Source organism: Pantoea wallisii (genome assembly GCF_002095485.1).
Lineage (GTDB): Bacteria > Pseudomonadota > Gammaproteobacteria > Enterobacterales > Enterobacteriaceae > Pantoea > Pantoea wallisii.
Map to the genome: position 1 here is coordinate 1 of NZ_MLFS01000056.1, position 22,331 is coordinate 22,331.

19 protein-coding genes and 1 pseudogene are annotated in these 22,331 nt (G+C 55.3%); 15 read left to right on the forward strand and 5 right to left on the reverse strand.

Features of this window, described 5'->3' with window-relative positions; translation table 11 throughout:
• The coding region (locus HA48_RS17295) for a PAS domain-containing protein (protein WP_244182893.1) at positions 1-2,129 on the reverse strand (2,129 nt) is incomplete at its 3' end.
• A gap of 527 nt (positions 2,130-2,656) precedes the next feature.
• On the opposite strand from HA48_RS17295, the gene HA48_RS17300 reads away from it, so the two are divergent.
• The 4 genes and pseudogenes from HA48_RS17300 to HA48_RS17315 all read left to right on the forward strand — a co-directional run bounded on the left by HA48_RS17300 (position 2,657) and on the right by HA48_RS17315 (position 6,752).
• Entirely contained in the window at positions 2,657-3,358 is a 702-nt protein-coding gene (locus tag HA48_RS17300) for a response regulator (protein ID WP_128602429.1), read from the forward strand.
• A 191-nt stretch (positions 3,359-3,549) separates the two neighbouring features.
• Entirely contained in the window at positions 3,550-4,581 is a 1,032-nt protein-coding gene (idnD, locus tag HA48_RS17305) for an L-idonate 5-dehydrogenase (RefSeq protein ID WP_128602430.1), read from the forward strand.
• Between the two features lie 9 nt (positions 4,582-4,590).
• A complete protein-coding gene (gene idnO, locus HA48_RS17310; protein WP_128602431.1) occupies positions 4,591-5,355 on the forward strand; it encodes a gluconate 5-dehydrogenase in 765 nt (254 codons plus the stop codon).
• 78 nt (positions 5,356-5,433) lie between these two features.
• Positions 5,434-6,752 (forward strand): annotated as a pseudogene (locus tag HA48_RS17315) (gluconate:H+ symporter).
• 10 nt (positions 6,753-6,762) lie between these two features.
• Here HA48_RS17315 and HA48_RS17320 read toward each other — a convergent pair.
• Positions 6,763-7,503 (reverse strand): purine nucleoside phosphorylase YfiH/LACC1 family protein, encoded by a 741-nt coding sequence (locus tag HA48_RS17320; RefSeq protein WP_128602432.1) that lies wholly within the window; start codon positions 7,501-7,503, stop codon positions 6,763-6,765.
• Between the two features lie 111 nt (positions 7,504-7,614).
• On the opposite strand from HA48_RS17320, the gene HA48_RS17325 reads away from it, so the two are divergent.
• From HA48_RS17325 to HA48_RS17340, 4 genes are all read left to right on the forward strand, one after another.
• Positions 7,615-8,424, forward strand: coding sequence for a 5'-nucleotidase, lipoprotein e(P4) family (locus tag HA48_RS17325; protein WP_128602433.1), 810 nt, complete (start codon positions 7,615-7,617; stop codon positions 8,422-8,424).
• 581 nt (positions 8,425-9,005) lie between these two features.
• Entirely contained in the window at positions 9,006-9,647 is a 642-nt protein-coding gene (locus HA48_RS17330; RefSeq protein ID WP_128602455.1) for a carbonic anhydrase, read from the forward strand.
• 2 nt (positions 9,648-9,649) lie between these two features.
• Positions 9,650-11,119: a SulP family inorganic anion transporter gene (locus tag HA48_RS17335; RefSeq protein WP_128602454.1), complete on the forward strand. Its 1,470-nt coding sequence runs from the start codon at positions 9,650-9,652 to the stop codon at positions 11,117-11,119.
• 258 nt (positions 11,120-11,377) lie between these two features.
• Positions 11,378-12,802: a GGDEF domain-containing protein gene (locus tag HA48_RS17340; protein ID WP_128602434.1), complete on the forward strand. Its 1,425-nt coding sequence runs from the start codon at positions 11,378-11,380 to the stop codon at positions 12,800-12,802.
• Positions 12,803-12,818: 16 nt separating this feature from the next.
• Here the strand turns inward: HA48_RS17340 and ddlA are convergent, their stop codons facing one another.
• Entirely contained in the window at positions 12,819-13,913 is a 1,095-nt protein-coding gene (gene ddlA, locus HA48_RS17345) for a D-alanine--D-alanine ligase (protein ID WP_128602435.1), read from the reverse strand.
• Between the two features lie 253 nt (positions 13,914-14,166).
• Between ddlA and HA48_RS17350 the strand changes: the two genes are divergently transcribed.
• From HA48_RS17350 to HA48_RS22665, 4 genes are read left to right on the forward strand one after another with little or no spacing between them, the layout of a single operon-like run.
• A complete protein-coding gene (locus HA48_RS17350; RefSeq protein ID WP_128602436.1) occupies positions 14,167-16,479 on the forward strand; it encodes a type I secretion system permease/ATPase in 2,313 nt (770 codons plus the stop codon).
• A complete protein-coding gene (locus HA48_RS17355) occupies positions 16,476-17,717 on the forward strand; it encodes an HlyD family type I secretion periplasmic adaptor subunit (protein ID WP_128602437.1) in 1,242 nt (413 codons plus the stop codon). Before HA48_RS17350 ends, HA48_RS17355 begins: the two co-directional genes overlap by 4 nt.
• A 5-nt stretch (positions 17,718-17,722) precedes the next feature.
• The gene (locus HA48_RS22660; protein WP_244182894.1) at positions 17,723-18,598 is read left to right on the forward strand and encodes a hypothetical protein; all 876 of its coding nucleotides are present in this window, start codon (positions 17,723-17,725) and stop codon (positions 18,596-18,598) included.
• A 26-nt stretch (positions 18,599-18,624) separates the two neighbouring features.
• The gene (locus HA48_RS22665) at positions 18,625-19,569 is read left to right on the forward strand and encodes a TolC family protein (RefSeq protein ID WP_482809944.1); all 945 of its coding nucleotides are present in this window, start codon (positions 18,625-18,627) and stop codon (positions 19,567-19,569) included.
• Between the two features lie 281 nt (positions 19,570-19,850).
• Here the strand turns inward: HA48_RS22665 and HA48_RS17365 are convergent, their stop codons facing one another.
• Together HA48_RS17365 and HA48_RS17370 are read right to left on the reverse strand one after the other, a co-directional pair.
• Positions 19,851-20,399: a DUF2778 domain-containing protein gene (locus tag HA48_RS17365; protein WP_128602438.1), complete on the reverse strand. Its 549-nt coding sequence runs from the start codon at positions 20,397-20,399 to the stop codon at positions 19,851-19,853.
• Between the two features lie 246 nt (positions 20,400-20,645).
• Positions 20,646-21,221 (reverse strand): phage repressor protein CI, encoded by a 576-nt coding sequence (locus tag HA48_RS17370; RefSeq protein ID WP_128602439.1) that lies wholly within the window; start codon positions 21,219-21,221, stop codon positions 20,646-20,648.
• 196 nt (positions 21,222-21,417) lie between these two features.
• On the opposite strand from HA48_RS17370, the gene HA48_RS17375 reads away from it, so the two are divergent.
• The 3 genes from HA48_RS17375 to HA48_RS17385 all read left to right on the forward strand — a co-directional run bounded on the left by HA48_RS17375 (position 21,418) and on the right by HA48_RS17385 (position 22,280).
• Positions 21,418-21,759 (forward strand): DUF5347 family protein, encoded by a 342-nt coding sequence (locus HA48_RS17375; protein ID WP_128602440.1) that lies wholly within the window; start codon positions 21,418-21,420, stop codon positions 21,757-21,759.
• Between the two features lie 66 nt (positions 21,760-21,825).
• Positions 21,826-22,053 (forward strand): DUF2732 family protein, encoded by a 228-nt coding sequence (locus HA48_RS17380; RefSeq protein ID WP_128602441.1) that lies wholly within the window; start codon positions 21,826-21,828, stop codon positions 22,051-22,053.
• Entirely contained in the window at positions 22,053-22,280 is a 228-nt protein-coding gene (locus HA48_RS17385) for a TraR/DksA C4-type zinc finger protein (RefSeq protein WP_128602442.1), read from the forward strand. The genes HA48_RS17380 and HA48_RS17385 overlap by 1 nt, the downstream gene beginning before the upstream one ends.
• Positions 22,281-22,331: the final 51 nt, after the last annotated feature.

Genomic DNA, 22,331 nt, shown 5'->3' on the forward strand with positions numbered 1-22,331 from the left:
CGGATTTCGTGGCTCATGCTGGCAAGAAATTCGCTTTTGGAGCGGCTGGCTTTGTCGGCGGTGTCTTTTGCCAGCTGAAGCTCCTGCAGCAGGGCATTGCGTTCGGTGACATCCAGCCAGCCGCCAATAACACCGGCGACCTCGCCCAGGCGGTCACGGAACGGCAGGGTCCAGTGATACAGATGATAATGCTGCTGACCAAACACTAACTGGATATCGCGCATCACCGCTTCACCGTTCTGCAGCGTTTGCTGATAGCCGCTCTCCATGCTGTGTACGCTGTCATTGTTATCCAGAAATACATCGGATAAGCGTTTGCCAATCACCTCTTCACGTTTAACGTGCATAAAGCGCAGATAGGCATTATTGCAATCCACCAGCCGGGTCTGCTTATCGCGGATATACATCGCGACGGGCGAATCGTTAAACAGGGTATGGGTGAAATTGAGCTGGTTTTTCAGCGCGTTCTCCGCCTGAATGCGTTGCTGAATGATTTTACGCAGATGGTAGTTCCACAGCAGCGTCAACAGAATCAGACCGGCGGAGATGGAGACAATGAGCAGAATGGTCTGTTTATAGTTCTGCCATGACGCGCGTAAAAAGGGGGCTTCTGCCTGTCGCCACTGCGCCAGCAGTTTGAACAGCGCTTCCGGTGGAATAGCCAACAGCGCTTTATCGAGAATACTGATGAGGGTTTCATTGCCTGGCGTGGTACGCATCACAAAGCGGGCCGGATCGGCGCCCAGCGTGCCTTCAATGATCAGACCATCACCAAAGTGATCGCGCAGATGATAGTCGGCGAAGATCTTGGGTAACACGACGGCATCCACTTTGTGCGCCTGCAGCTGACGCAGTGCGTCCAGCGGACGATCCGTCTCACCGATTGAAAGATGCGGATAGCGCGCCTGCAGCCAGCTTTTCATGCGCTGGTTTTTTAGCACCATCGCTGAGCCAAAGGGAAAGGTGTCGCGTGCAATAATGCTGCGCGGCTGCTGATTACGAATGATCACCCAGTGTGATACCAGCCACGGGCGGGTAATCAGCGCGGGCTGCGCATCATCCTCCGGCTCAAGGATCGCCAGTGGAAACAGGCGCGGCAGCGGCTCGCTATCTTCTGTGTGGGGCATCGGGCTGTCCGTCACAAAGCGCAGGCCGGTCTGGCTGGTGATCAGGTCAAGTACATCGTTTGCCATGCCGTGAAACTCACCGCCGGGCGTACGGCTACTGAGCGGTGCCTGCGCCAGCGGCAGAGGTGCTTCAATACGTGAATGCTCATGCAACCATATCTCTTCATCTGCGGTGAGCGCCAGAGGATTACGCTGCAGGACGTGGTGAGGATCAAGCTGCCAGCGTTTGGCAATTTGCATACGGATCGACAGCGGGATCTGCGGCAGGGCCTGATTTACCGCCTCCGCCAGCTGTGGGAAATGCGGGCTGATGCCAAAACTGACGTTTAATGGGATTGTGTGCTCATCTGCGGCCAGCGTTAACGCGTTGGCAAACAGATAGCGATTCAGATGCGTGAGCGTGGCGGCGTTGCCCCATAGCCGATCCGTCTGACCAAATACCGTGGCGGCCATCGCATCGTAGGTGGCGGGAAAACGCAGCAGCTGGACATTTTCATAGGTCTCTTCCAGATGCTGACGCAGCTGTGAGGTACCGGACCAGGCCAGACGCGGCGGCAAATCTGCTTTCAGAAACGGACTAATATCGCTTTTAAAGCCAATGACGCTGTAATCCAGCATCCACGGTACGCTGGTCAGTAACAAAGCAGGGCGCACAGAGGGTGGGGGCACATAGATTGCCAGCATCTGCATCTCACCGGCCAGCACAGCCTGCTGCGCCTGGTGATAGCTGGGAAAGTGGTACACCTCAATGGTGGACTCCAGCATGCTCTGCAGCAGTGAGAGATAGTCTGCGCTCAGGCCCTCAAAGCGCCGCGTATCCGTGTCCATGTAAAGCGGCGGCTGCGGTTTTCCTGCTACCGCAACTTTAATCACTTTATTACGAAACCCGGAAGAGATGGGCTCAGCCAGCTGCAGGGCCGGCTGTGCGGTATCGTAGCGCGCCAGTAACTGCAGTGGTTTAACCGTCGCCGTTACGACACAGGGGAATAACAGTAAAAACATTACGCCCATAGAACGGATAAAAAGAGCCGGATTAACCACAATATTTTTCCGCAGAACAGAGCCATTAGTCAGGATAAGGGAAAAGGAGTATAGAGAGATTTTTATGCCGCGCCTGGACTATTTAAATAGCACAGATATTTTGCGACCATTCTCAAGTTATTAACAATTAATTAATATTCCCTGCGTGAGAAAATGACAGGAATATAAAGGTGAATATTATATTTTTCATGAAGTTACAGGCAAAAAAACCTTTCAAGACAATTCTTATGTGGTCACTTCACCGAGTTAAGTCAGAATTTTCGCAGTTTTCTGGAGCGAGCAGGGTGAAATTACAGACGCCTTGCATAAAAAATAGCTGGAAAACACGGCAGTGAATTTGCTAATAAATTTTACGCACTCTTTTTTGATTTACGGCACTGCGTGACTTTCGATATCACCCCGGTTACCGACGAATGTCATCAGGTCTTTTTACTGGTGTGGTTATCAGTACTGGACAACATTAAGTTTGCAATAAAGGAATGTATTGAATGGTATATGCACACAATAAACAGGTGCGTGTCGCTGTCCTTGATGATCACCCCATGGTTCGTACCGTCTTTGAATTATGCCTGAAACACGAGCCCGACATTCAGCTGGTTGGCGCCTGGTCCTCAAGCAATGAGCTCTTCAACCAGCTGCGCAGTACAGCAGTTGATGTGCTGGTGCTGGATTTTCTGCTGGGTGAACGCGAGCTGGATGGCCTGGCGCTGGTGAAGCAACTGCGTAACCACTATCCACAGCAAAAGATTTTGATCTCCTCCTCCATGGAGAGCCCGGCGATTGTGAAAATGGTACTGAGCGCTGGCGTGAAAGGGTTTATTGGTAAAAGCCACAATATGCAGGAGATCGTACAGGCGATTCGTCAGGTGGCGCAGGGACGTCTGTTTCTGTCGCAGGAGGTGGCGTATGAAGTGGAAAACCTCTATGTCATGAGCGAAGACGCCATCAACGATAATCTCGATCTGAGCAGTAAAGGCAACATGTATGAGAAGGTGAAAACCCTCAGCCCGCGTGAAGTGGAAGTAGTGCGCTGTTTTCTTGATGGCCTGAGCGTGTCGCAGATTGCCGTTAAATTTAAACGCAGTCGTAAAACGGTCAGCGGACAAAAACAGTCGGCGCTGAAGAAGCTGGGTCTGCGTTCCGATTCAGAGTTGTTTAAATACAGTCACGATTTAATGTCAGGTAATTAATACTGCGGTCCGGCACCTGCCGTGACGCAATCTCTTGTGCAATACGTTGTACTGCGAACACGGGCACCTGCGGCTTCACGTTCTCAGTAACAGCTTTTCCGTAACATAGTTTTAAGTGACATTCGTCACGGTTTGACCAGGCATATCCCGCTCTTATAGCCCCCATTGCAACAGCACTGAATGGGGAAGCTATGAACATCGAAACGCAATCCTGCGTGATTATCGGCAAGCAACAGGTTAGCGTCGCACCGCAGCAGGTCGAGTGGAATGGCCAGGGGACGCTGGTGCGCATCACGCGCGGCGGCATCTGCGGCTCCGATCTGCACTACTATCAGGAGGGTAAAGTCGGCAGCTTTGAAGTCAAAATGCCGATGATTCTCGGCCATGAAGTGATTGGCTACGTGGTTGAGAGCGATAATCCGCAGCTCAAACCCGACCAGAAAGTCGCGGTGAACCCGTCAAAACCGTGCGGCACCTGTAAATATTGCCAGCGCGACCAGCATAACCAGTGTACCTCCATGCGCTTTTTCGGCAGTGCCATGTATGTGCCGCACGTCGATGGCGGCTTTACGCAGTTCAAAGTGGTGGATAGCAGCCAGTGCGTGCCTTTCCCTCAGGACGCGGATGAAACGGTGATGGTATTCGCCGAGCCGCTGGCAGTCTGCATTCACGCCACTCATCAGGCGGGCGATCTTCGCGGAAAGCATGTGTTTATCTCTGGCGTTGGACCTATCGGTTGCCTGATTGCCGCCGCGGCGAAAGCGCGCGGCGCCGCATCCATCGTCTGCAGCGATATCAGCGAACGCTCTTTGAGCATGGCAAAACAGATGGGTGCCACCGATGTGATCCATGCCGCCGAGGGTGACTTTACGCCGTATCTGGCGGACAAGGGCTACTTTGATGTCGCATTCGAAGCTTCCGGTCATCCTTCATCGCTGCAACGCTGCCTGGATGTGGTGTGCGCCAAAGGAACGCTGGTGCAGGTTGGCATGGGCGGCGCTATTCCGGACTTCCCGATCATGGCGCTGATCGCCAAAGAGATCCATCTGGTGGGATCGTTCCGCTTTACCCACGAATTCAATACGGCGGTGGAGTGGCTGGCCAGCGGCATCGTCAACCCGCTGCCGCTGTTTAGTGGCGAATACGCGTTACAGGATGTTGATGCTGCGCTGCAGTTTGCCGGCGATAAAACCCGTGCGGCAAAAGTTCAGTTAACCTTTTAAGGAGCCCTCATGAGTCACTTATTTTCTCTTGCCGGCAAGCGTGTGCTGCTTACCGGTTCGGCACGCGGCATTGGCTTTCTGCTGGCACGTGGTTTAGGCGAAGCGGGCGCGGAGGTGATTATCAATGCCACCACGGCTGAAGGCGCAGAGCAGAGTGCGGCGAAACTGCGCGAGCTCGGGGTGCAGGCGCACGCCAAAGCGTTTGATGTCACGCAATCTGCGCAGGTTCAGCAGGCGGTGGATGAGATTGAAGCGCAGTGGGGACCGATCGATATTCTGGTCAACAACGCAGGAATTCAGCGCCGTCGTCCATTCCTGGAGTTCCCGGAGCAGGACTGGAATGACGTGATTGCCGTAAACCAGACGGCGGTATTTCTGGTGTCGCAAACCGTGGCGAAAAAGATGGTTGATCGCCAGCGCGGTAAAATCATCAATATTGGTTCAATGCAGAGTGAGCTGGGGCGCGACACCATCACGCCGTACGCGGCATCGAAAGGCGCGGTGACCATGCTGACGCGCGGCATGTGCGTTGAGCTGGCTCGCCATAATATTCAGGTTAACGCTATCGCGCCTGGCTACTTCGTGACCGAGATGACGCAGGCGCTGGCAGACGATCCAGCCTTCACCGGCTGGCTGACCAAGCGTACACCCGCTGCCCGCTGGGGCAAACCGGAGGAGCTGATTGGTGCCGCAGTGTTCCTTGCTTCCGGCGCATCAGATTTTGTTAATGGTCATCTGCTGTTCGTTGATGGCGGTATGCGCGTCGCGGTGTAACGCCGCAGCACGGCTGGCGAAATTGCCGGCTCGTGCCTAAACCTTAAACACCCCTCTGTATTCCTAAGGATAATAAAAATGCCAATAACCATTATTGTGCTGGGTGTGGTACTGCTGCTGGTTCTGATGATTGTCTTTAAGGTCAACGGCTTCATTGCGCTGGTGTTTGTCTCGGCCGTCGTCGGCATTGCCGAAGGCATGACACCGCTCAATGTGATGGCCTCGATCCAGAAAGGCATTGGTTCAACGCTGGGCGGGTTAGCGATGATCCTCGGCTTCGGCGCCATGCTGGGCCGGCTGGTCTCTGATACGGGCGCCGCCCAGCGCGTGGCCACAACGCTGATTGCAGCTTTCGGTAAAGAGCGGCTGCAGTGGGCGCTGGTGGTCACCGGCCTGATTGTCGGCCTGGCGATGTTTTATGAAGTGGGCTTTGTGCTGCTGCTGCCGCTGGTGTTCACTATCGTGCTGCCGCCGGTCTGCCGCTGCTCTACGTGGGTGTGCCGATGGTCGCTGCGCTCTCCGTGACGCACTGCTTCCTGCCGCCGCACCCGGGCCCAACGGCGATTGCCACCATCTTCGGTGCCAATCTCGGCACCACGCTGCTGTACGGCATGATCATCACTATCCCGACCGTGATTGTCGCCGGGCCGATCTTCTCAAAATTCCTCAAGAGCTTTGAAAAGTCGCCGCCGGAAGGGCTGTACAACCCGAAGATCTTCACGGAGGAGGAGATGCCAGGCTTCGGCATCAGTATCTTCGCTGCGGTCATTCCGGTGGTGCTGATGGCGATTGCCGCGGTGTTTGAGCTGACCACGCCAAAAGAGAACCCGCTGCGTCAGTTCTTTGAGTTCATCGGTAACCCGGCGGTGGCGCTGTTTATCGCGGTGGTGATCGCGGTCTTCACGCTGGGCCTGCGCAATGGTCGCAAAATGGAGGAGGTGATGGACATGTGCGGTGAGTCGATTGCCGCTATAGCTATGATCATCTTCATCATTGCAGGTGGCGGCGCCTTTAAGCAGGTGCTGGTCGATAGCGGCGTAGGTAACTACATTGCCGATATGATGAAAGGATCGTCACTGTCGCCGCTGCTGATGTGCTGGACAGTGGCTGCCATGCTGCGTATTGCGCTGGGGTCGGCTACGGTGGCAGCGATCACCACTGCCGGTATCGTGACGCCGATTATTGCCGTCACGCACGCCGATCCGGCATTGATGGTGCTGGCCGTGGGTTCCGGCAGCGTGATCGCCTCACACGTTAACGATCCCGGCTTCTGGCTGTTTAAGGGCTACTTCAACCTGAGCGTGGTAGAGACCCTGAAAACCTGGACGGTCATGGAGACGCTGATCTCCTTCCTCGGCCTTGGCGGTGTATTGATCCTCAACGCGATCATTCACTGATCGCCTGGCGTCACAGGGATGTGACGCCACCCTCTTCGCGCCGACGGATCCATGAGAAGCGTGACTGATAGCCGCTGGCGAAATGGGTGTTGTAGCGATAGCTTGAGCCCGTCTCCGTCATACAGTACGTACACAGATTCAGCACATCAATATGCGACGCCGGGATACCGCGCTGCAGCAGCAGTTCACGCGCCAGATACGGCAGATCGAACCATACGCCCTGATGATGCGCACGCGCCTGCGGACGCACTGCCAGCGGGTTATGCGGCTGCTCCACTGACCAGCGCGGGGTGGGCAGATCATCGCGCGCCTGCATCTGCGCAACTCTGTCGCTGCCCAACTCATAGCAGCACGGGCCGATAGCCGGACCAATTGCAACATAGAGCCCGGCGACCTGCGCGCCACGTGCCTGCAGACTATCAATCGCACTGCCTAACACGCCCGCGAGCGTGCCCTGCAGCCCTGCATGCACCGCGGCGACCTGATGCGTGCCCGCATCGGCAAACAGCACGGGCAGACAGTCGGCGGTATATACCGCGACCGGGCTGAGGGAGTCACCGATTACGCCATCGGACTCGCAGCTTTTGGGCGGCTGGTTTTGCCCGGCGAGAACCACTCTGGCGCTGTGCCGCTGCTGCCCATACGCCGCATCTGCGGGGGCAGGTAAGCCTGCTGGCTGAAAGGCATACTCCAGCCACGCCAGCTTATCCAGCAGCGCCGAGCGTGGTCCACGCGGTGAGTGATTATCCATAAGTGTCTCCTGTGTAGAGAGAGGGGCGCTTTGCTCTGCCCACAGCTTACGTTAACTGCTACATTTTTAAAGCTTTACAAAAACTGACCCTAATCGCTTAAGGATGACATGATGAAAAAGACCACCTGGCTGGCGGCTTCCGGCTTGATTGCACTGACGCTAACCGGCTGTGCGCAGCCACCAAGACAGCAGGCTCAGCAGCAGCTTGGCCAGCAGTCAGTGCTGGCCGTAAACTGGTTTCAGCAGTCCGGCGAATACCAGGCCCTGAGCTGGCAGGCGTTCAATAGCGCGCGTATGGCGTTCGATCAGGCACCTTCACTGACCGGTAAACCCAAAGCGGTTATTGTCGATCTGGATGAAACCATGATCGATAACAGCGCCTACAGTGCATGGCAGGCGAAAAATGGCCAGCCCTTCTCGGGCAAAACCTGGTCAGCCTGGACACAGGCGCGTCAGGCCACTGCCGTACCGGGCGCGGTGGAGTTCGCGAATTACGTCAATAGCCACGGCGGCACGATGTTTTATGTCTCCAACCGCGATCAAAAAGATTATGCCGCCACCGTCGAAAACCTGAACAAACTCGGCTTCACCGGCGTGAGCGATAAAACCGTGCGTCTCAGCACCGGAAATTCCAATAAACAGGATCGCTTCGACGCCATCAAAAACGCCGGTTACAACGTGGTGCTCTATGTGGGCGATAACCTGAATGATTTTGGCGGCGCCACCTGGCATCAGGGTAATGCGCAGCGCCAGCAGTTTGTCAGCCTTAATCATCAGCGCTTCGGCACCCAGTTTATCGTGCTGCCTAATCCGTTATACGGTGACTGGGAGAGCGGCATGGCTGAAAACTACAATAAGCTGACGCCGGAACAGCAGCTTCAGGTGCGGGAAGAGCGCATGAAAGCGTGGAACGGTAAATAATTCGTCAAGCGAAAAAGCGCCTGCTCCGGCAGGCGTTCTTGTTTTCACATCAGGACCAGTAATATTTACTTTTTGGTGTAACTATTATTGTGCTTATTAATTTCCTGATCTCTCGCTTAATTATCCGCTGCGTATCAGCGAAATATAGGGCGATTCGATAATATAACCAGTGCATTACACTAATCATAAATTTTATAATTAAGATTAATCCCAGCCTGAAGGCCTTTGTTCACCATACCAGTGCAGAGGTTTAACAAATATAAGTGTATGTTTTTGTCAGTATAATAATCTCATGAATATCATGCCATTATTTAATGTTTTGAATATGATGGATATTTCAGATCTTCGTTATCTTTTCCAGGCTTGCATATATTTACTTTTCATCAACATTCCCTGACGTTTATTTTACAAAAAGTCTTTGTTCGCTTTCCATGAAAATATTAAAGGTGCAACTCCAAGCTTAAGCGTCTATAAACAATTTCTGTGAGGAAGCTCTGCTTTCATCCATTTCTTATTTTTATAGCCCGCTATAACAGAGCGGCTATTTGCCTGAAAGCGATATTTTCGTATACAGAGAGAAGATTATTGTGACGACCCTGAAACCCTTATTAGCGAAAAATCGCAGTTGGGCGCTACAGCGCCGCGCCCGCAATCCGGACTATTTCGCAAAATATCTGCATCAGCAAAAACCCCATTCGTTATGGATTGGCTGCTCCGATAGCCGCGTGCCGGCAGAGGTCCTGACCGGCTCCCATCCGGGTGAACTCTTTGTCCACCGTAATATCGCCAACATGGTTGTGCCGGACGATGACAACCTGATGAGCGTATTGCAGTACGCCATTTTTTATCTTGGCGTGCAGCGCATCGTGCTATGCGGTCACTACGGCTGCGGCGGTGTACAGGCGGCACTCGGGTTGCCAGCCAGTCCGCTGGCGCAGGAGGACTCTGCGCTGGCAAGACGCATTGCGGCCCTGCGCAGCAGCCTTGAGCAGGGGCTGAAAACGTATCACGCCAGCACCGGCGAAGAGGAGGAGGGCAGCAAGCTTAATCGCCTGGTGGAGGCGAATGTTATCGCGCAGTTTGCCGGGCTGGTTACCAGCGAGCCGGTGCTTCAGGCCTGGCAGGCCGGGCAGCCACTGGATCTCTTTGGCTGCGTATATGACCTGCAGTCTGGCCATCTGAAAGAGTTAATCCAGCAATCAGCAGAGGAACCTACGCCATGAATCTGAACACGCTTCGCCAGGATATTCCGGCCGGTCTGGTGGTGTTTCTGGTCGCGCTGCCGCTCTGTCTGGGCATTGCCCAGGCCAGCGGTCTGCCGCCGTTTGCCGGTCTGCTCACCGGCGTCATTGGGGGATTGCTGGTGACGGCGCTGAGCCCATCGCGCTTTGCCGTTAGCGGTCCGGCTGCCGGGTTAGTGACTATTGTGGTCGCCTCGATCCAGACGCTCGGCAGCTTCTCCGCCTTTCTTACCGCACTGATTCTGGCGGGGGTTCTGCAGTGTGTACTCGGCCTGCTGCGTGCCGGGCGCTTTATCTCGCTGGTACCGGGCAGTGTGATCAAAGGGATGCTGGCGGCCATCGGCATTCTTTTGATTATGCAGCAGATTCCGGTGGCGTTGGGCGCTGCCGGGGATGCCGAACTGGTTTCGCTGGTCACGGGCGATTTCGTCTTTTCGACCAGCGCCATGCTGGTAGCCGGGACCGGTCTGGCAATCTTGTGGCTATGGACTACGCCGGTGGTGAAATCCGTCAAGGCGCTGGGCTGGATTCCGGGGCCGCTGGTGGCGGTGCTGTTTGGGTGCCTGGCGACGGTGCTGGGCGATCGTCTGCTGCCGGGATTGCGAGAGGGCTTACCGCGCATCACGCTGCCGGCGTTTGACAGCATGTCCGCGCTGGTGGCAGAGCTGGAGACGCCGGACTGGCTGGCGTGGCAGAACCCTTCCGTCTGGGTAGTGGCCGTCACGCTGGCGCTGGTAGCAAGCCTCGAAACGTTGCTCAGCCAGGAGGCGCTGAAAAAGCTGCGTCCGCAGCACCCGGCGCCTTCGCCCAACAGAGAGATGTTTGCCCAAGGGATCGGTAACCTGACGGCGGGATTCCTGGGCGCGATGCCGATTACGGCGGTAATTGTCCGCAGTTCAGTCAACGTGAGCGTAGGGGCGCAGACCAAGCTATCCATTCTGCTTCACGGCGTGCTACTGCTGATCTGCGGCCTGTGGTTTAGCAACCTGCTGAACGCCATCCCACTGGCCAGCCTGGCGGCCGTGCTGCTCTACACCGGCTATAAGCTGGCGACGCCGCGTCTGTTCATTGAGCAGATTCGTATGGGGGCGCAGCAGTATGTGCCGTTCCTTGCCACGATTGGCGGCATCATTATATTCGGCATGCTGGCGGGCATTGGTATCGGTATCGCCACGCAGATTGTGTGCAGTATCTACAAAAGCCACCGCAATGCGCTGCAGCTGACGCGCTATGACGATCACTACGTACTGCGCTTCCAGCAAAACCTGACGTTTATGCACAACCCCAAACTGCAGGGGCTGCTGGCGGAGATACCAGAAAACAGTGTCGTTATCGTCGATCACGATAACGCCGAGTATATGGACCCGGATATCAAAGCGGTGCTGCAGGATTTCGGAGACAATGCGCGCGAACGCGGTATTCGCCTGAGCCAGTGGCCCGTGGCCGTGAAATAAACCGCCGCTTACGATCTGTTTGCTGCCAGAGAGGTAAAAATCGGATATCCCGGATATCCGATTTTTTTATTTGCAGGGCATAATCGCCGCAGCGTTTATTCACGCCGCAACCGGCATGATCGTTCAGGCGCCGTTCAGTCGCAGAACAGGGTGGTGAACGCTCGCTTAATTACCGAATCATTGCACGGTGGTTTCAGGTCTAATGCTTGCTGATGCTATAGCGGATGGCAGCGATTTCAGGTTACAGGGTTCAGACGTATGCGCGTTAAGCTGTTTGCAGAGAATAATTTAAAAAAGAATGCTCTCTCGCTATTCCTCATCACGCTCTTTTTCTGCTTTATCGGCAGCCATTTGCGTATCCCCGAGGAGTTTTCGCTCTTCTGGCCGGTGAATGCCCTGCTGGCGGGCTTAATCGTGCGCCAACCCTTTTTGCACCGCACCTCCAGCTATCTGGTGTGCTTCGCCGCAATGATTTTCAACGACACGGTCTTCTCCGGCTGGGCGCTGCCGGCGGTTACGGTCAACTTTGCCAACGTTTTGTTTACGGTTGTGGCAGTGAGCATGCTGATCAGGCATCTGCAGGCCCCTTCTGCCAGCAATCAGATCTTCAATGCAATGCGGATCTTTCCCGCTTGTTTGCTGGGCGCTGCCGCCTGTGCAACCTGGGGCGCCTGGGCGCAGGATATCGATTTTAATGCGCGGTTTGTCGTGGCCTGGGCTGACTGGTTCAGCGAGCAGTTCTCTACCTCTCTGATGCTGCTGCCGGTGATGCTCACGCGCCCGCTGCGCAGTGTACCGCCGCGCACGCTGCTGCATGCCGGCAAGCTGTTGCCACTGTGCGCCGTGGTGCTGTCGCTGGTGGTAGGCGCGCTGATTGGCGGGGCCGGCAGCCTGACCTTCCCGGTTCCGGCGCTGATCTGGTGCGCAATCGTGTTACCGATTCCGCTCACCAGCCTGGTGATCCTGTTCACTGGCATCACGGAGATTGTGCTGGTCTCACACGGCGTGATGAATATTCAGGGCGACGACTCGCTGCTACCGATCAGCCATCTGACCTCGGCGCGGCTGGGCGTGGCGACGGTGGCGCTGAGTCCGCTGCTGGTGGCGGTAAGTATGGATGCGATTCGCCAGCTGAATCACCGCCTGGCGCTGCGCGCGAACTTCGACTTCCTCACCCAGCTGCTGTCGCGTTCAGGCTTGTATGAAAACCTGCGGCAGGAGCCGTTCTCCCTTCAGCGCGAAGCCGGCGTAATTATGCTGGATGTCGACTACTTCAAAGCGATAAACGACAATTTCGGTCACGATGCCGGCGACGGTGTACTGGAGGAGATCGCACGTCGTATTCAGCATGTTGTAGGGCATCGCGGCATGGTGTGCCGTTTTGGCGGCGAGGAGTTTGTGGTGGTGGTATTTAACTTCAGCCACGCGCAGCTCTATCAGCTGGCGGAGGCGATACGCCAGGCGATGGTGAAAGAGAAGTTCTGGATCCAGGGCAATACCGTTACGGTGACCGCCAGTTTAGGCCTGGCGCGCGGCTGTGCGCTGCACGAGCGCGAATGGCCGGGGGTGATTAACCGACTGGTGTCGGCGGCAGATAAGAACCTCTATGTCGCCAAGCGTAACGGGCGCAATCAGACATCCCCGGCGATGGAACCGCACAATATCGTACATGACGTGGCCTGAGCCACGTCACCGTTATTTAAACGCTGCTCTTCAACTGGCTGGATTGCTGATGGCGCTGCTGCGCCAGCTCAATCAGGCGGGTAATCAGATCGCTGTAGCTCAGGCCGGCAGCCTGCCACAGTTTGGGATACATGCTGATGTTCGTGAAGCCAGGTAGCGTATTCACCTCATTGACAATAATCTCGCCCTCGTCAGTGAGGAACACATCAACGCGCGCCATGCCGAAGCACTCCAGCGCCTGAAAAGCGGTGATCGCCACTGCGCGAATCGCGGCGCTGGCCTCCTCGCTGATGTCAGCCGGTACCACCACTTGTGCACCGCTTTCGCTGATGTATTTGGTATCGTAAGAGTAGAACGCATCATGCACCACAATTTCGCCGCACGGGCTGGCTTCCGGCGTCTCATTGCCCAGTACTGCACACTCAATTTCCCGGCCTTTTATCCCTTTTTCAATCAGCACCTTACGGTCAAACGTGAAGGCCAGGTCCAGTGCGGCATCGAAGGCCGCGAGGCTATCCACTTTGCTTACGCCAACCGATGAGCCCTGATTCGCCGGCTTGATAAACAGCGGCAGACCCAGGCGGTCGATCACTGCCTGCGCATCCAGCGTGGCACGCTGCGCCTGGGTTACGCTCAGCCACGGCGCTACGTTCAGTCCGGCATCGCGCAGCAGGCGCTTGGTGAAATCTTTATCCATGCTCACCGCAGAACCCAGCACATCCGAGCCGACAAACGGCAGATTGGCCATGCGCAGCAGGCCCTGCAGCGAACCATCTTCGCCCAGCGTGCCGTGTACAATCGGAAAAATGACGTCCAGCTGTGACAGCGGCTGCGCCTGCTGACGCGTAATCAGCTGCTGCGAAGCGCTGCCCGGCACCAGCGCCACGTTCTCACCGGAGCGATTGAGGGCAATCAGCGCGGGATTCTCTGCATTGAGCAGAAAACCCGAAGCATCGTTGAGATGCCACTCGCCCTGTTTATCGATCCCCAGAAGCGTGACTTCATATTTGTTTTTATCGATCGCTTCGAGGATGTTTTTTGCTGATTGTAACGACACCTCATGCTCAGCAGATTTCCCGCCAAACACGATTCCTACGCGCTGTTTTGCCATTGCTTATTGTCCGGTTCAGTAAAGCGAGCAGGTAAGATAACACGCCCGGAACAGCCTCAACAGCCTGACATTTTCTCCGGCATCAGCGCACGTAAATCCCCTCTTTGACATGGTTGTTCATAAATAAACGTCAGCGTTTGAGACAAGTCTTGGACCGGCTCAAACGCGGCATCTGTCAGAATTTTCCCAATTCGAAAACGTCGGCGGCGGGCAATGAGCCTGCCGTTTTTGTCAGGTTTACAGGAGTCGGGAAATGGTCGACCAGAAGCAGAATGCAGTGGAGCAGGATGCGCGTTCTGTTGCTCGTATTGAAACCACGGTAGATGACACGCTGCTTAAAAGTGTGGCATGGATCTGTAAGCACTATAAGCGTGAAAAGAGCGAAGAGGCGCTGGTTGCCGGCCTGCCGAAAGCTACGCTGCTCTCACCTTCTCAGGCGATGACCGCGCTGGAGAATGCCGGTATCACGGGCGGGATGGTGGAGCGCCGCCTGCAGGATCTGCCTGAACAGTTGATGCCCATGATTCTGCTGCGCAAAGAGGGCGGCGGCTGCATTGTGTTATCGCGTCGTATCCATACCAATGAGGAGAACCAGCGTGAGCTGCGCTTCCAGCTGATCATGCCGGAAGTGAGTGATAAACCGGTTGAGATGAGCCTGGCCGATCTCAATGACATCTATGCTGGTTTTGCTGTGATGGCCAAACCGGCAGCGGTGGTGGATGAGCGCGCCAGCGAAATGCTGCCGGAAGTGAAAGGCCACTGGCTGTTCAGTACGCTGTGGCGCTACCGCCGCTATTACCGCAGCGCGGCGATTGCGGCCGTGTTGATCAACTTACTGGCGCTCTCCAGCATCTTCTTCACCATGAACGTCTACGATCGCGTAGTGCCTAATCAGGCATTTGTGACGCTCTGGTCGCTGGCGATTGGCGTCACTATCGCCATGATCTTTGAAGCGATAACGCGCTTTGTGCGGGCGCATCTGCTGGATATGGCCGGTAAAAAAGCCGATCTGGTACTGGGCAGCATGCTGTTCCGCCAGGCGCTATCGATCCAGATGGAGCATAAACCTTCTTCCTCAGGGACCTTTGCGAACCAGATCCGCGAATACGAATCCGTGCGTGATTTTGTGGCCTCCGCGACGCTGGCGGCGATCTCTGATCTGCCATTCATTTTGATGTTCGTGGGAGTGATCTTCTTTATCAGCGGCCCGCTGGCCATCATCCCGTTGATGATGATCCCGCTGATCATCATCGTCAGCGCCGCAATCCAGTGGCCGCTTGCGCGCATCATGAAAGAGAACCTGCGCGATGCCTCGCTGAAGCAGGGTGTGCTGATTGAATCCGTGGAGGGCATGGAGACGCTGAAAGCCGTAGGCGGTGAAGCGCATATGCAGCGCCGCTGGGAGAACTTCAGCGCGCTGCAATCTGCTAACTCGATGAAATCGAAGCGCTACTCAACGCTGGCAACCGGCGTGGTGACCTTTCTGCAGCAGTTCCAGACGGTAATGCTGGTGGTGGCAGGCGTCTATTTAATCAATGCCGGCACCTTCACCATGGGTGCCATGATCGCGACCGTGATGCTGGCCAGTCGCGCCACCGGTCCGCTCGGCCAGGTTATCGGTCTGGCCGTCCGTTATCAGCAGGCGAAAGCGGCGCTCACCTCCCTGAATAAGCTGATGGAGATGCCGGTTGACCGTGACAGCAGCAAGACCTATCTCACCGATCCACCGCTAAGCGGCGGCATTTCGCTCAGCAATGTGAGCTTCTCCTATCCGGCGCCGCCGATGAAGCCGAACCCGGAAATCCTCAAGGATATCTCGCTGACCATCAACGCGGGCGAGCGCGTGGCGATTCTGGGCCGTATCGGCAGCGGCAAATCAACGCTGTTACGCGTCATGGCGCGTCTGTATCAGCCGGTGAAAGGGCAGCTCTCGGCCGATGGGCTGGATGTGAACCAGATTGATCCTGCGGACTGGCGCAAAGCGGTGGGGTTTGTCGGGCAGGATGCGCGTCTGTTTTACGGCACGCTGCGCGAGAACGTCATGATTGGCCGTCCGGATGCCACCGCCAATGAGCTGCTGCGCGTACTGAATCTGACCGGACTGGATCACGTTGCTGCGCGCCACCCGAGCGGTATCAACCTGATGGTGGGAGAGGGCGGTGAAGGGCTGTCAGGCGGCCAGCGCCAGCTGGTTTCGCTGGCCCGTACGCTGCTGACGCGGCCAAAAGTGCTGCTGATGGATGAACCCACCAGCGCGATGGACAGCATGACCGAAAGCCAGTTCCTTGCGCACCTGAAACGCGCCAGTGAAGGGCATACCCTGATTGTGGTGACGCACCGCCCCTCTATTCTGGCGCTGGTGGATCGCATCATTGTCGTGGAGGAGGGGAAAGTGGTTGCGGATGGCCCGAAAGATCAGGTGCTGGCCGCTTTGGAAGGAAAAGGCAGAGCCCGTCAGCAGCCGCGTCAGGCGACTGAGCAGGTGGTGCAGGCGCCCGCGCCGGCTAACGATGCTTCGGCAACGTCAACGCCGGCAGAAGCAGCGGCAGAGGAGGCCGCAGTATGAGCAAGTTAATGCCATGGCGTAATCGCGCTAAAAACCTCTCTGCGGCAGACGCAGAGTTTATGAACGATGTGCAGGCGTCACTGCTTTCGCAGACCACGCCGGGATCAAAGCTGGTGATGTGGATCATCATCGCGGTGATTGGTGTCGGCATCACCTGGGCGAACTATGCCCGGGTGGAAGAGATCACCAAAGGCGACGGCAAGGTGATCTCACGCAGTCGTGAGCAGGTGATTCAGAGCCTTGAGGGCGGCATTCTCGCCGAGATGAACGTGCGCGAAGGGACCATCGTTAACCGTGGCGATGTGCTGCTGAAAATCGATCCTACCCGTGCCCAGTCCAGCTATCGTGAAGCATTGAGCAAAGTAGTCGGTTTAAAAGGCAGTATCGCCCGTCTGCGTGCGGAAGCCTATGCCCAGCCGCTGGCCTTTGATGAGCAGGTCAAAAGCGATCCTGCCGTAGTTGCTCAGGAGACCAGGGCGTATGAATCACGTAAGCGGGCCCTGAACGACAGCATCAACTCCCTGCAGCGCAGCTATGCACTCTCGATGCGTGAAATCCACCTGGCAGAACCGCTGGCCGCAAAAGGGTTGCTGTCAGAGGTCGAGCTGCTGCGTATGCATCGCCAGGCCAACGATATTCAGGCGCAGATCGTAGAGCGCCGCAACCGCTATCAGTCAGATGCCAACACCGAACTGGCGCGTCTGGAGCTGGAGCTAAGCCAGGTGAGCGAGAACCTGATTGGCCGCGCTGACGTAGTAGATCGCACCACCATTACCGCTCCGGTGCACGGCACGGTGAAAAACGTGCGCGTGAATACCATCGGCGGCGTGATTCAGCCGGGTGAGCACATCCTTGAGATTGTGCCGCTGGAGGAGCAACTGCTGGTGGAAGGGAAGATTCGCCCTTCGGATGTCGCCTTCCTGCGTCCGGGATTGCCGGCCAAGGTGAAGATTACGGCTTACGATTTTGCCATTTATGGCGGGCTGGACGGTCACGTGGAGTACATCAGCCCGGATACGCTAAAGGACGATCAGAAAGCGGCGTCCGGCCGACCGGATGACACCTACTACCGCGTGCTGATTCTGACGGATAAAAGCATGCTGCATGCGGGCAATAAAGATCTGCCGATTATCCCGGGGATGATCGCCACGGTTGAGATCCGCACCGGTGAGAAAACCATTCTCGATTATCTGCTGAAGCCTGTTCTTAAAGCTAAAGAAGCATTCCGCGAGCGTTAATAATCATGAAAAATAATAATATGGCGTGCCGCGTAACGGTGCGGCGCCTCTCTCTGCTTGCCGCTTGTATCACGATGGTTGTGGCACCGGCCGTCAGCGTAATGGCAGATTCCACCAGTGAATTGATGATGTTTGCCGAAATGAGCGGACATCGTCCGGCTGTACCTGCACAGCGCGCACCGGTTATCAGCGCGCCGGTAAAAACCTCTGCGCCGCCGGTACAGCAACCGATGTTTGCCACGCCACAGCCGGTGAAGGTCGCGCCGCCGCCGGTTTCTCCGCCGGTAAATGCTGTGCCAGAGCCTCAGGCGCAGCCGGTGATTCAGCCGCGGCCGGTACACAGTGAGCCGCTCCATCCGGCGCCGGTTAGCCGTCAGCCAGTGCAGGGCGGTGGTTTTCTCACTGAGGAGCAGCGTCAGCCTGAGCCGCAACAGCCTAATCCGGTGCTGAGATCGGTCCGCACATTTGACCCGCAGCAGCCTGCGCCGGTGCCGGCGAATGAAGCGGAAGTGAAAGCCCAAAGCGAGTTTACTTATGTCAGCTCGCCGCAGCCTTACAACCAGAACAGCGCCGCTGATGCTGCAGTCGCGACATCCCCCGTTAAACTGAGCGGATCGGTGAATGACACGGTAGCAGAGGGTGAGTTAAGGCAAAAATTTCTCTCTGCAGCGCGGATAGCCTGGCGCATCAGCCCGGCCCTGAAATCCTCCCTGGCGCAAACGGACGCGGCGGCAGCCAGCGTTGATGAAGCCAAAGGTCAGCGCTGGCCGCAGCTGGATGTCAGCGCCAGTTCGGCCACCAAAGAGTTTGGTGGCGGGGTAAAAAGTTACGAGGCCAAAGCAATATCCCGGCGCTGGGCGTTTCCGTCGCGACCAACCTGATCGACTTTGGTCAAACCAGCCGCACGATCGAGAGCCGGGAAGAGCGCGTAACCTCGGCGCAGCAGGCGGTACAGGCTCAGCGTGAAGAGCTGGCGATGCAGGTGAGTAACGCGCTGATTGAGTGGAATAAACAGCAGCGGATAATTGCTATCAGCCAGCAGTACGTAGCGCGCATGAATCAGCTGACCACCATGCTCAGCGGCATTGTGCAGTCCGATACCGGCCGTCGCAGTGAGCTGACCCAGGCTAAAGGCCGTCTGCTACAGGCGCAGAGTTATCTGGAGAATGCCGAGTCGCGAGCGCGTGACGTAGAGATCACGCTCAACCGACTGATGGGCAACAGTCGCGTGACTCTGCCGGCGAGCGACCGCTGGGCGATGAATTTTGGCGATCTCACGCGCCAACTGTCTGGTCTGGATACGCATCCACTGATTCTGCGGGCCAAAGCTGAAGAGCGCGCCGCATTCAAAGAGGCCGAAGCGATTAAGGCCTCTGGTCTGCCAAAACTGAACTGGACGGTGAACAAGAGCACGCGCGAGGATCTTCAGGGGCGCCAGCAGGCATGGCAGACCGGACTCAGCGTGAGCTGGGGCTTATTCCGCGGCGGCTCAACCAATGCGCAGGAGATTGCTGCCATCAAACGTGCCGAGGCCAGTCGCCAGCAGGTACATGAGCAGCGCCGTGAGCTGGAAAACCGCATCCGTGCCGCGAATCAGGACTCTCACTCCATGGCAGATCGCGCGGCGCTGTATAAGAGCCTGATTGTCGAATCGGATCGCATCCGGAAGGACTTTTTTGATCAGTGGTATCACCTGGGCCGCCGGACACTGCTTGATGTGCTGAGCGCCGAGAGCGATCTCTACAATAACCAGGTAAGTGAAGTGAGTAACCGTTTCGACAGCTATGCTGCGATTCTGCGCGGCTATTCCAGCGCAGGGGTGCTCAGCCGCTGGCTGATGACGGGGCGTTAATAGCGTATGTACAATAGATAGCCGCGTTGAATTTGTATTGAGCGAGATGAAAAACGGGCTATGCCCGTTTTTTCCAGGGTCGAATGAATAAAGTAGCGAGCAGGAACAGTATCAGACTCTCTGACATCGACAACGCCAACATAATCAATCCATAAAGAAACTCAGCGTCATTGAATCCCTGGCGCAGCGAAAAATCCACAAATGTGACAATATTCCGCTGCAGCATGGGCAAATAGAGTTGATAATTAGCCACGAACAGTATCGCCGAAAGGAGACTGATTTTAACGAGGCTTTTCAGGCTGCAGGCAGACATCTTGTGTTACTCCATCTGTCACTTCAATTACGCCGTAAGATTCCAGATTGGTTCCGGATATTTTCTGATTTCCGTATGTATAGGTGGTCAAAATTTGCCGGATATGCAAGAAATCAGTACGATGCTGTAAAGTTATACAGCCTAATGAAATATCCGCTATACCGATAGGATGCAAACGAAAATTCCCTCGTCGAACGTTGTCTATAAACGTGTAGTCATCCATATGTGAATCCTCACGATAAAGAGCAAACCATTCAGGATGAAGGGTTGGCGTGCTGCTCCACCATGTGAGTAAGTCTTTAGTGAGCGTTTTTAAAACAGTGGCATGTGAACCTGCAGGGCGTTTTACAATATGATATCGGCCTAAAGGCAACGGACCATTTCCGGCAATTGCAGAGCAGACAGCCCGATTTCTATATACGCCATTGCCAGAAAAAGCCATGTAATTTCCAAAATCATACAGCATTGGCGGGGAAAATTTTTCCCCGGTGAGCATGAATTTTCCATTAACTGCCATCTTATTTCCTCCTGAAACAGACTCATAAGAGATTAATCTTATAAAGGATTTCTTATCATGGCAGTGATCTGTACATCACTCTTTATTCTAAATCATTTTTCTCGAAGAGTTTTGCACAGGCAAAGTAAAGAAGTTCAGAAGAGGGTAGTGTTATTAATTAAGAATATTATCTGAGAAGATAATTGATACTATATTTTTCGGAATTTTCAGGATTAACGCAGGAGCATCAATCTCCTGCGATCCACCTCAACTCACTTCACTATAAATGCCGGTCACGCGGCCGCGCAGGGTGATATCATTCATCCCACACTCGAACGGCACCTTACCGCCTGCCACATGAAGTTTTTTGCCGGGTAAAAGCGTTAGCTCGCGAATGCTGGTAGTGCCTTCAATTTCCACCAGCCATGTTCCGTCTGAGAACGTGGCCTGCTGCTCAACGAAATGCAATTTGCCCTCTGCGCGCACTGCCATGCCCTGCACCAGCGGTTTACTGAAAAAACTCGCATCTATGCTCAAAATGGAATTTTCTGTCAGTTTACCATCACTCAACGTGAAATTTTCCAGCCTGATAACCGCATCGTTCACTGTGCTGCTGTCGGTTTGAGCACCTTGTCCGGTAAGCAACCAGCGAATGCTGGCACCGGTCTCTATTGCGCACTGCACCGCAAAATCATAGGAAACTGTACCGCGCGTGTAGCGATTTTGCAGTGAACTGGCGGCGATGTTGAAATGGCGTGCGAGCTGGATTTTCTGAGTAAAACCATAGACCTGGCAGATTCTGTCCAGTAACTCGTCGTTATTCACCTGAGAATCGAGTATCAAAATATACTCTCCTGAGTATTTACTGTTACTCAATTGAGTATTACAGTGTAAGGAAATTCGGCAGTCACGACTTGTCATAGGTAAACGGAGTCAGGTGAGTGCGGATAATCTTCAAAAGGGAATCATGCATGATGGTGTGTGAAATCGCAATCCTCAGCCATTCCCGATCTCAACCGGTAACGCAGCGAGGTGCAGCATGGCGATTGAAGGTGAGGCAGTAACAGTCCCGCTGAGTGCGGGCCAGCGCGTTGACGGGCTTAACCATCTGGCACAGATACGCGGTCGGCTTTTGCATTGTCACTGCGAAAAAGATCTGGCGCGTTTCTTTGCTGATATGCGGGATAAAACCGATCGTCACGTGGCAACGAATAAGCGGGTATTAACTGCGATTCTGTATTTAGCCAATATTGGTCGTAGCCGGCATGACATGGCAATCAATCAATTTACCGCGGATGAGATCCGGGCACTGATTCAGGCAATGAATCATTTAAAAGCGGTAGTGAGCTTATTTCCTAAAAGATTGACCTTGCCTGATTAATTAAGAAAGAACGTCAACAGGTGTAAATCCACCGGGCATCCCTTTGCCCGAATTCCGGAGTGCATAATGAGAGATACTGTTATTAACCTGCAACGTAGTGATGCAGAAGAATTAAATGCTTTACTCGATACGGTACGTAATAAGCAATGCGCAGAGGATGCGCGGGTTATTTCACTGCGTCTGGCGGCGCTCGCGGTTCACGCTCGTAATAAAGTGCTTGGCGCGGCAGAAATTGTTGAACTGCTGGAGCAGGAGTCGCTGCGTTTTGAACATCAGGCGCAGGAGGTGCACTGATGGCGGATGAAATCGACCTGGCGCAGCAGCATGCTGCAGAACTGCTGGCGCGCAACATTGCCCGGGCGGTACAGCGGCCGGTTGGCATCAGCGCCTTTTTTTGCGTGGATTGCGAAGCGCCCATTGCTGAAGCGCGTCGCCGGGCCATTCAGGGCGTCACCCGCTGCGTCAGCTGCCAGGCGGATAATGAACGCCGCATGAAACACCTGCGCAGCGGTGTGCAGTGAGCGGTCCACTGTCATATCGGTATATATGGAATGAGCCACGTCCGGCTATCG

Excerpts from the sequence above, each read along its gene's own strand:
- HA48_RS17300 (WP_128602429.1), top strand. The coding sequence starts at position 2,657 with ATGGTATATGCACACAATAAACAGGTGCGTGTCGCTGTCCTTGATGAT.
- idnD (WP_128602430.1), top strand. The coding sequence starts at position 3,550 with ATGAACATCGAAACGCAATCCTGCGTGATTATCGGCAAGCAACAGGTT.
- idnO (WP_128602431.1), top strand. The coding sequence starts at position 4,591 with ATGAGTCACTTATTTTCTCTTGCCGGCAAGCGTGTGCTGCTTACCGGT.
- HA48_RS17320 (WP_128602432.1), bottom strand. The coding sequence starts at position 7,503 with ATGGATAATCACTCACCGCGTGGACCACGCTCGGCGCTGCTGGATAAG.
- HA48_RS17325 (WP_128602433.1), top strand. The coding sequence starts at position 7,615 with ATGAAAAAGACCACCTGGCTGGCGGCTTCCGGCTTGATTGCACTGACG.
- HA48_RS17340 (WP_128602434.1), top strand. The coding sequence starts at position 11,378 with ATGCGCGTTAAGCTGTTTGCAGAGAATAATTTAAAAAAGAATGCTCTC.
- ddlA (WP_128602435.1), bottom strand. The coding sequence starts at position 13,913 with ATGGCAAAACAGCGCGTAGGAATCGTGTTTGGCGGGAAATCTGCTGAG.
- HA48_RS17350 (WP_128602436.1), top strand. The coding sequence starts at position 14,167 with ATGGTCGACCAGAAGCAGAATGCAGTGGAGCAGGATGCGCGTTCTGTT.
- HA48_RS17355 (WP_128602437.1), top strand. The coding sequence starts at position 16,476 with ATGAGCAAGTTAATGCCATGGCGTAATCGCGCTAAAAACCTCTCTGCG.
- HA48_RS22660 (WP_244182894.1), top strand. The coding sequence starts at position 17,723 with ATGAAAAATAATAATATGGCGTGCCGCGTAACGGTGCGGCGCCTCTCT.
- HA48_RS17365 (WP_128602438.1), bottom strand. The coding sequence starts at position 20,399 with ATGGCAGTTAATGGAAAATTCATGCTCACCGGGGAAAAATTTTCCCCG.
- HA48_RS17375 (WP_128602440.1), top strand. The coding sequence starts at position 21,418 with ATGGCGATTGAAGGTGAGGCAGTAACAGTCCCGCTGAGTGCGGGCCAG.
- HA48_RS17380 (WP_128602441.1), top strand. The coding sequence starts at position 21,826 with ATGAGAGATACTGTTATTAACCTGCAACGTAGTGATGCAGAAGAATTA.
- HA48_RS17385 (WP_128602442.1), top strand. The coding sequence starts at position 22,053 with ATGGCGGATGAAATCGACCTGGCGCAGCAGCATGCTGCAGAACTGCTG.